Origin of the sequence: Gordonia namibiensis NBRC 108229 (genome assembly GCF_000298235.1) — a bacterium.
In the GTDB taxonomy this organism is placed as follows: Bacteria; Actinomycetota; Actinomycetes; order Mycobacteriales; family Mycobacteriaceae; genus Gordonia; species Gordonia namibiensis.
Map to the genome: position 1 here is coordinate 134,655 of NZ_BAHE01000008.1, position 8,058 is coordinate 142,712.

9 protein-coding genes are annotated in these 8,058 nt (G+C 69.6%); 6 read left to right on the forward strand and 3 right to left on the reverse strand.

Annotated elements, in window-relative coordinates:
• Window position 1: 1 nt before the first annotated feature.
• The 4 genes from GONAM_RS04600 to cofG all read left to right on the forward strand — a co-directional run bounded on the left by GONAM_RS04600 (window position 2) and on the right by cofG (window position 4,444).
• Window positions 2-391 (forward strand): hypothetical protein, encoded by a 390-nt coding sequence (locus GONAM_RS04600; RefSeq protein WP_006865613.1) that lies wholly within the window; start codon window positions 2-4, stop codon window positions 389-391.
• 62 nt (window positions 392-453) lie between these two features.
• Window positions 454-1,608 carry an FO synthase gene (locus GONAM_RS04605; RefSeq protein WP_040535366.1) on the forward strand — a complete coding sequence of 385 codons (1,155 nt, stop codon included), beginning with the start codon at window positions 454-456 and terminating at the stop codon, window positions 1,606-1,608.
• Entirely contained in the window at window positions 1,605-3,140 is a 1,536-nt protein-coding gene (locus GONAM_RS04610; RefSeq protein WP_006865615.1) for a flavin-containing monooxygenase, read from the forward strand. The genes GONAM_RS04605 and GONAM_RS04610 overlap by 4 nt, the downstream gene beginning before the upstream one ends.
• Complete coding sequence (gene cofG / locus GONAM_RS04615) at window positions 3,137-4,444, forward strand: 7,8-didemethyl-8-hydroxy-5-deazariboflavin synthase CofG (protein ID WP_006865616.1); 1,308 nt, start codon at window positions 3,137-3,139, stop codon at window positions 4,442-4,444. Before GONAM_RS04610 ends, cofG begins: the two co-directional genes overlap by 4 nt.
• Before the next feature lie 334 nt (window positions 4,445-4,778).
• On the opposite strand, the gene GONAM_RS04620 is transcribed toward cofG, so the two are convergent.
• Together GONAM_RS04620 and GONAM_RS04625 are read right to left on the reverse strand one after the other, a co-directional pair.
• The gene (locus GONAM_RS04620) at window positions 4,779-5,162 is read right to left on the reverse strand and encodes a rhodanese-like domain-containing protein (protein ID WP_006865617.1); all 384 of its coding nucleotides are present in this window, start codon (window positions 5,160-5,162) and stop codon (window positions 4,779-4,781) included.
• Entirely contained in the window at window positions 5,159-5,752 is a 594-nt protein-coding gene (locus GONAM_RS04625) for a cysteine dioxygenase (protein ID WP_006865618.1), read from the reverse strand. Before GONAM_RS04625 ends, GONAM_RS04620 begins: the two co-directional genes overlap by 4 nt.
• Before the next feature lie 482 nt (window positions 5,753-6,234).
• Here GONAM_RS04625 and fdxA point away from each other — a divergent pair, with 482 nt between their 5' ends.
• Entirely contained in the window at window positions 6,235-6,564 is a 330-nt protein-coding gene (gene fdxA, locus GONAM_RS04630; RefSeq protein WP_040535370.1) for a ferredoxin, read from the forward strand.
• A 59-nt stretch (window positions 6,565-6,623) separates the two neighbouring features.
• Window positions 6,624-7,766 carry a succinyldiaminopimelate transaminase gene (dapC, locus tag GONAM_RS04635; protein ID WP_006865620.1) on the forward strand — a complete coding sequence of 381 codons (1,143 nt, stop codon included), beginning with the start codon at window positions 6,624-6,626 and terminating at the stop codon, window positions 7,764-7,766.
• 13 nt (window positions 7,767-7,779) lie between these two features.
• On the opposite strand, the gene GONAM_RS04640 is transcribed toward dapC, so the two are convergent.
• Window positions 7,780-8,022 carry a DUF3072 domain-containing protein gene (locus tag GONAM_RS04640; protein ID WP_006865621.1) on the reverse strand — a complete coding sequence of 81 codons (243 nt, stop codon included), beginning with the start codon at window positions 8,020-8,022 and terminating at the stop codon, window positions 7,780-7,782.
• Between the last annotated feature and the right edge of the window lie 36 nt (window positions 8,023-8,058).

Here is an 8,058-nt window from a genome sequence, read left to right on the forward strand (position 1 = left end):
GATGCCGGCGCTCGATCCAGACGTCCGCAACCGGCTGCTGCTGGCGCTGCTGACCCTCGACGGTTTGGTGGTGGGCCTGCTCAGCGTGGCGTTCGCATACCAGCGGTTCGGCGGGGTCGCGCTGCCCGTCGCAGCGCTCATCGGCGGTCTCCTCAACGCGGTGCTGCTGTGGCTGGCCGCCGGGTACACGTCGTCGCCGCTGCGCTATGCGCCGCTCGGCGCGTGGGGGCTCGTCGTCGTCATCGCCGGCGGCTTCCCGGGGCCGGGCGGCGACGTCATCCTGAGCACGTCGGGGAACTACCTGGTCCAGACCCTTCTCCTACTCGTGCTGGGCGTCGGCCCGGCTGCCGTGCTCAGCTGGACCCACCGGCTCCCCGAGGCCGAAGACTGACTTTCCCCGCCGCTGTTCCCTCGGGACGAAGGGCGATACCGAACGAGCGTTAGAGTGTGGTCATGGTTCTGCGCGCGTGGGCCGAAGACATCACGGCCCCGATCGAGCGCGTCACAGCGGCCCTGAGCCGTCTCCGTGACGACCCGACGGCTCTCGGCCCCGATGCCCTCGACGACGAGGGCTGGGTCGCGCTGCTGGGCGCCTCCGGTACCGGCCTGGAAGAACTGTGCGAACTCGCCGACACCGTCCGGGCCCGGGTCACCGACCCCGACACCCTCACCTTCGTCGTCAACCGCAATCTGGACACCGGGGTCGCCGCCCGCCTCGTCTCGGATGGACGTCGTCCCGGCGAACCTGCGCTCGCCGATCTGGTCGGGGAGGCCGTGGAACTCGGCGCCACCGAGATCTGCATGCAGGGGCCGTTGCCCGCCGACCGTCCGGCGACCGACTACGTCCGCCTCGTCGAAGAGATCACCGGTGCGGCAGACGGTCTGCACCTGCACGCGTATCGCGCCGCGGAGATCGCCGACGGCGCGAGCCGGACCGGGGTGCCGATCGCCGAACATCTCGGTCGCCTGCGCGCCGCGGGCCTCGGCTCGATCCCCGGAACCGCCGCCCAGATCCTCGACGACACCGTCCGCGGATACCTGTCGCCGACGGGCTCGGCACCTGCCCGCGACTGGATCGAGGTCATCGAGGCCGCGCACGGCGCCGGCCTCTTCTCGACGGCCACCATCGTCTACGGGCATGTCGAGACCCCGCAGCAGCAGGTCGCGCATCTGCGCACGCTGCTCGGGATCCAGCGGCGCACGGGCGGATTCACCGAGCTGATCCTCATGCCGATGGTCGCCACCAACACGCCCCCGCACCTGACCGCCGCAGCGACGTCGACCGCCTCGCGGCGGGAGACCCGCGCGCTGCATGCCGTCGCCCGGCTGATGTCCGTCGGTCTCATCGACCACGTGCAGGTCGCCTGGACCAAGCTGGACCCCGACACCGTGGATCTGCTGTTGCGCGGAGGCGCCGACGACATCGGCGGCCTGCTGCTCGACGGCCGGCTCATGCCGGATGCCGGTCCGGAGGTGGGCCGCGTCCTCGACGTCGACACCCTCGTCGCCATCGCGGACCGCGCCGGTCGCGCACCGCGTCAGCGCACCACCCGCTATGGCGAGCCGGAAGCCGACCGGCTGATCCCGATCCCGCAGGTACGTTCGTGACGGTGACGACGACGCAGGGGGGTGAGCGGGTGGACATCGACACGGTGCCCGACGTCGATGTCGCCATCATCGGTGCCGGCTTCGCCGGCCTCGGGATGGCCACGCAGCTCGCCCGTCGCGGCCGCGAAACCTTCGTCGTCCTCGAACGTGCTGACGCGGTGGGCGGGACCTGGCGCGACAACGTCTACCCCGGCATCGCCTGTGACATCCCCGCGCACCTGTATTCGTTCTCCTTCCGCCCGCCGGCCGACTGGGCATCGCGGTATCCGAGCGGCCGCGAGATCCGCAACTACCTCGAGCAGACCGTCGCCGACGAGGGTCTCGCCGAGCACATTCTGCTGAACACCGAACTGCGGCAGGCAGCCTGGGACGAGGTCACGGCCCGCTGGACGATCACCGCCGAGACCGTGGACGGACCCGGCCGGACGTTCCGCGCGCGCAGTCTCGTCCTCGCCGTCGGCCGGTTGTCGGAGGCGAAGATCCCCGACATCGAGGGTCTCGGCGAGTTCCCCGGTCAGGTCGTCCACACGGCGGCCTGGCACGACGCCGTCGCGGTCGAGGGCGCCCGGGTCGGCGTGGTGGGAACCGGCGCTTCGGCGGTGCAGCTCATCCCGCATCTGGCTGACGCCGCCGAGGAACTCGTCGTGTTCTGCCGGACCGCGCCCTATGTGGTGCCGCGCGAGGACCGCCGGTACACGGCCGACGAACGCGCCGCGCTGCTCGACCCCGAGGTTGCCGGCGAGGTTCGCCACCGGCTCCTCACCGAGGCCGACGGGGCGTTCCGCCAGCGACTCGGCCTCCACCCCGACATCGACGAGATCCGGGCCCGTGCCCGCAACCATCTCCACGAGCAGGTCGACGATCCGGAGCTGCGTGAGCTGTTGACCCCGGATTACGAGATCGGCTGTAAGAGAATCCTTCTCAGCGATGATTTCTACCCGGCGCTGCAGCGGTCGAACGTGGTGTTCGAGCCGAGCGCGCTGGAGTCGATCACCGAGTCGAAGGCGACCGCGCGCAGCGGACGCACCTTCGACCTCGACGTCCTGGTCATGGCAACGGGTTTCGAGTCCACCCGCCCGCCGGCCGCGAGCCGCGTTGTCGGCCGCGCGGGACTGCGTCTGTCCGAGCACTGGTCGTCCGGGATGACCTCGTACGCCTCGACCGTCGTCAGCGGATTCCCCAACATGTTCGTGCTCGACGGGCCGAACGCCGCGCTCGGTCACAACTCGGCGATCTACATGATCGAGACGCAACTCGACTACGTGCTCGGCGCGCTGGAGTTCATGGGGAACACCGAGGTTCGCGCGCTGGAGGTCTCCGCGGAGGCCGAAGCCGCCTACACCCGCGAGATCGACGAGCGCAGCGCGTCGACGGTGTGGCTGACCGGTTGCGACAGTTGGTATGTCGACCCGGAGAGCGGTCGGCTGACGCTGCTGTGGCCGGGGACGGCGGCGTCGTTCCGAGAACGCAACGGCACCTTTGATCCCGCGCCCTATCTGACCATCACCGATTCTCCGGAGGCGGAACGATGACCGACCTCAGCATCCCCACTGTGCGCACCGACCAGGCGGAAGACACCGCCGCGGAACGTCCTTCGCGTGAGGCGATCGACGCCGCGCTTACCGCTGCCGAGTCCCGTGAGCCGATCGACCTCGACCAGGCCGTCACCCTGCTGTCCTGTGCGGGTGACGATCTCGTGCGCCTGCAGTCGATCGCCGGCGCGATCCGCGACGAGGGGTTGGCAGCAGTCGGCCGGTCCCGACAGGTCACCTACTCGCGCAAGGTGTTCATCCCGCTGACCCGGCTGTGCCGCGATCGGTGCCACTACTGCACCTTCGTGACCGTGCCCGGCAAACTCGCCCGCGCCGGCGAGGGGTTGTACCTCGAACTCGACGAGGTCGTCGATCTGGCCCGCCGCGGCGCCGAACTCGGTTGCAAGGAAGCCTTGTTCACGCTGGGGGACCGCCCCGAGGACCGGTGGCCGGAGGCCGGCGAATGGCTCGCCGAACGCGGCTATTCGTCGACCCTCGACTACGTCCGAGCAGCCGCCGTGGCCGTGCTGACCGAGACCGGCCTGCTGCCGCATCTGAACCCCGGGGTGATGAGCCTCGAGGAACTCCTGCACCTGCGACCGGTGGCCCCGTCGATGGGCATGATGCTCGAGACCACGTCGCGTCGGCTCTTCACCGAGAAGGGGCAGCCGCACTACGGAAGCCCGGACAAGGACCCGCTGGTCCGGATGCAGGTGCTGCGCGACGCCGGTGCCGCGCGTGTCCCGTTCACGACCGGCATCCTCGTCGGCATCGGCGAATCGCTGTACGAGCGAGCCGAATCCCTGCTCGCCATCGCGGAGGTACAGGCCGCGGGCGGTCACATCCAAGAAGTGATCGTGCAGAATTTCCGGGCCAAGCCCGACACCGCGATGCGATCCACGCCCGATGCGGAGATGAGTGAGTTCCTGGCGGCGGTCGCCGTCGCGCGGATCGTGCTCGGACCCCACATGCGGGTACAGGCCCCACCGAACCTGGTGTCCCCGGCCGAATGTGCCGCGCTGATCGCCTCCGGCATCGACGACTGGGGCGGGGTGTCGCCGCTGACCCCCGACCACGTGAACCCCGAACGTCCCTGGCCGAATTTGGATGCACTCGCCGCTCGGACCGCCGAGTCGGATTTCTTTCTCACCGAACGGATCACGGCCCAGCCGAGATATGTGCTCGACGCCGCGGACTGGATCGACCCGGCCCTCACGCACCACGTCGCCGCGCTGGCCGACCCGGAGACCGGGCTCGCCGTCGACACCCGCCCCGCACCGCGACCCTGGCCGGCCGTCGCCTGACCTCGATACGTCCCTCGGCTATCGCCTCGGGTCACTCGGCCGGCGGGAGTGGCGCCGCGCCCTGCTGCTGGTTGAGCTGGCGACGTGCGCAGCGTAGAGCCGTTTGCCTGCTGGTTAAGTAGGTGACGAGCGGGGCGAGGGGGGCCGTTTGTCTTGCTGGTTGAGTAGGTGACGAGCGGAGCGAGGGGGCCGTTCGTCCTGCTGGTTGAGTAGGTGACGTGCGCAGCGAGGGGGCCGTTCGTCCTGCTGGTTGAGTAGGTGACGAGCGGAGCGAGGGGGCCGTTTGTCCTGCTGGTTGAGTAGGTGACGAGCGCAGCGAGGAGCCGTATCGAAATCAGCGCAACACAGCCGCGAGCGCCTCGTATCCGCCGATCACGTCGGTCGCGCGATGGAGTCCGAGGTCCTGCAATGCGGCCGCGGCGAGACTCGACGTGTAGCCCTGCTGGCACAGGATGATCCAGCGCACGTCGTGGTCGACGGCCTCGGGAATCCGGGCGTCGCTGGCGGGATCGCATCGCCACTCGAGGACGTTGCGCTCGATGACGAGCGCCAGGTCCGTCTCGCCCTCTTGCGCGCGCTGGGCGGCCGGTCGGATGTCGACGAGGATCGCCCCGGCCTCGAGTTCGGCGGGGACCGACGCGGCGTCGACGCGCTGCAGTCGTGAGCGTGCCTCGGCGAGCACGTCGTCGATGGTGCGCGGAGTCGGCTTGTCGCTCATTCGGGTTCGTCGGTCAGGACCGTGCGGGTACGACGCAGGTGGCCGGCGTCGGCTACCTCGTAGTAGGACATCGCGGTGAGCGGCGGGGAGTAGGCGTGGACGCTGAGCGTCGGCCCGGCCACCTGGATCGTCGGGTTCTTCACGACGTCGTGGACCCACCCGAGAGGGAAGGCGGCCTGGTCGCCGGCGTCGAGGACACGCACGGCCAGATCGTCCCCCGTCCAGTGGTACTCCCGCAAGGAGCCCGAGAGGACGGTCAGTGCACCGAGCGAGCCGGCGTGGTCATGCAGTTCGGTGGCCTCGCCGGGCGTCCAACTGATGAGCCAGACGTCGAGGTCGTCGTCGGCGTAGAGGCGCGTCGACCAGCGGTGCGTGGTGTCCCATTCGGCCGGGAGCAGGGCGTCGTGCCGACCGTCGAGGACGTCGGCGACGCCCTGGTCGGTGATGCGCAGCAGGTCGGCGGGACGCAGATGTGTCGGCAGGTGGGTTCGCGGGCGCGGTGCGTCGGCGGCCACCCGGGTCCGGGTCGGGGGAGTGACGTTCTGCGAGCGGAGAGAGGCAGACGTCGCGCGGGCAAGGGTCGAGGTCATGACGAGATCCTTGAGTGGAGTGGATGTGCGGGTCGGGAGCAGAGGGTCAGCGACAGCACATACACATGTTCCGCGACGCCGGCTCGAGCCCCGACACAGCCCACAGGCTGGTGCGAGGGCGGCCCACAGCGACCGGATTCACGACGAACATGTCGCCGAGGATGCCTCTCGGGCCACCCTTTGTCGAGAATTGGCGGCACGCTGAGCGAAAGTCCGGCTTCACGTCGCTGTATCTCCGCCCGGCATACGTGGTGCCGGTTCGGGCCGGCGAGCGGCCGCTGATGTGATTCTCGGCACAACCGGGCATTCTGCGTGCTCTGGAGCCGGGGGTGATTTCGTCGTGGGCACCACCGGGGCGGATACTCTGGGTTGCGGTTCGACCAGCCCTCGGACCGCAACCGGCGCCGACGCCGGAGAGTCGTTCGACGCCGAACTGCTCATCCGCCTCGCGCCGGCAACGATCTTCCCTAGCGAAGGAGTGAGTGGTGACCTACATCATCGCGGAGCCTTGCGTCGATGTCCTGGACAAGGCTTGCGTGGAGGAGTGCCCCGTCGACTGCATCTACGAGGGTGAACGCATGCTCTACATCCAGCCGGATGAGTGCGTCGACTGTGGTGCGTGCGAGCCGGTGTGCCCGGTCGAGGCGATCTTCTACGAGGACGATGTCCCGGATGAGTGGGAACCCTACGTCAGCGCCAACGCCGACTTCTTCGACGATCTCGGTTCGCCCGGAGGCGCGAGCAAGGTCGGCAAGACCGACGCCGACCCGGCCTTCATCAAGGGCCTGCCGCCCATGAACGAAGACGACTGACGGCTCGACGGCTTCCCGTCTTCGAAGTAGACCCCCGGACGGATAGGACTGGCCCCGCAGTGAGCATCCCCACCTCTCGCGCAGCAGCGCCGCTGCGTGTGTCGGCGACGCGTGTGAGCGGTCGGCTGCCCGATTTCCCGTGGGACACCCTCGCGGGTGCCAAGGCCACGGCGCAGTCCCATCCCGACGGCATCGTCGACCTGTCGGTCGGTACGCCGGTCGACCCGGTGCCGGAGCTCATCCGGAACGCACTGGCCGACGCGTCCGGATTCCCGGGATACCCGACGACCGTCGGGACCACCGAACTGCGCGAGGCCGCTGCCGAGTCGCTCACCCGGCGCCACGGCGTGACGAACCTCGACCAGTCGGGGATCCTGCCGGTCATCGGCACCAAGGAGGCGATCGCCGGCCTGGCGTCGACCTTCGGCCTCGGCCCGGGAGACGACGTGGTGATCCCCGAGGTCGCCTACCCGACCTATGAGGTCAGTGCCCTGCTGGCCGGGGCTCGCGCCATCCGGGCCGACTCGACCGTCGCCCTCGGCCCGATGAACCCGGCGCTGATGTTCATCAACTCGCCGTCGAACCCGACCGGCAAGGTCCTCGGCGTCGACCACCTGCGGAAGGTGGTGGGCTGGGCGCGCGAACGCGGGACCGTCGTGGTGTCCGACGAGTGCTACCTCGGGCTGAGCTGGGAGGGCGAGCCGCTCTCCATCCTCGACCCGCGGGTCTGCGACGGCGACCACACCGGTCTGCTCGCGGTGCACTCACTGTCGAAGATCTCCAACCTCGCGTCGTACCGCGCCGGTTTCTTCGCGGGCGACGCCGAACTCATCGCCGAACTGCTCGCGGTCCGCAAGCACGCCGGCTTCATGCTTCCCTTCCCGATCCAGGCGGCGATGACCGCCGCACTCCGTGACGACGCCCACGCCGACGAACAGCGTGAACGCTACGCAGCTCGGCGTCGGACATTGCTCGCCGCGGTCGAGGCGGCGGGTTTCCGCGTCGACCACTCCGAGGCCGGCCTGTACCTCTGGGCCACCCGCGACGAGCCGTGTCGCGACACCGTCGCCTGGCTTGCCGAGCGCGGAATCCTCTGCGCGCCCGGCGATTTCTATGGGCCGGCCGGGGAGAAGCACGTCCGCATGGCGCTCACCGGCACCGACGAACGCATCGCCGCCGCGGCCGCGCGCCTGGCCGGCTAGGCGTCTCGGGCGGTCAGCCCCGCCCGCTCTTGTTCTGCAGCCGCTCGATCTCTTCGGATGCCTGGGCCTTGGTGAGGTCGGCGGAGATGGTCTCGCCCGCCTCGCGGGCCAAGGTGTCGAGATAACTGCGCTGTGCGCCGGTCATCGGCTCGTCGCCGGTCACCCAGTCGTCGGGATCCTTCTCGGTGGTGTTGCCGGCCCCGGCGCCGAGGACGTCATCGCCGCCCGGCGTCGAACTGCTGTTCGATGTGCTCATGGGTCCACCGTACGAGTCATTCGGCGATCCGGCCAC